The organism is Proteus sp. FME41, from assembly GCF_014897315.1.
GTDB lineage: Bacteria > Pseudomonadota > Gammaproteobacteria > Enterobacterales > Enterobacteriaceae > Proteus.
Map to the genome: position 1 here is coordinate 1 of NZ_JABUYL010000073.1, position 443 is coordinate 443.

Annotated in this window: 1 protein-coding gene; it reads left to right on the top strand. The window is 41.5% G+C overall.

The genetic code is table 11. The features are described from left to right. A partial coding sequence (locus INT04_RS19840) for an ImcF-related family protein (protein ID WP_226894205.1) occupies positions 1 to 443 on the top strand: 443 nt, incomplete at both ends.

Here is a 443-nt window from a genome sequence, read left to right on the forward strand (position 1 = left end):
AAGCCAACAACAAGCGCAGTTAGCAACAGACAATCATCAATCTGAATTTGCCCGCCTACAGGCACAATATGGCTTACAACAAACACTCGGTTTATTAAGCTATCGAGAGAAAACTTCTGTTCCATTTTGGTTACGATTTGGATTAAGCAGTAATAATGCATTGCTTAGCCATCTATGGCCAGTTTATAGCCAATCCATGTTGCCGTTATTACGCAATTCAACACAACAACATCTTGAAAATTATCTTCACGCATTTATGCAGTTCCCACCAGAAAGTGCAGAACGAATTGAAGGTGCTCAATCCGCTTATCAAGCCTTAAAAGCCTATTTGATGATGAGCGATCCGTCCCGTATTGACCCCGCTTTTTTCACTGAAAGCGTATTGCGTATTTGGCCTGAATATACCGAATTAAAAGACGGAGAATGGCAAACGTTAGGCACCG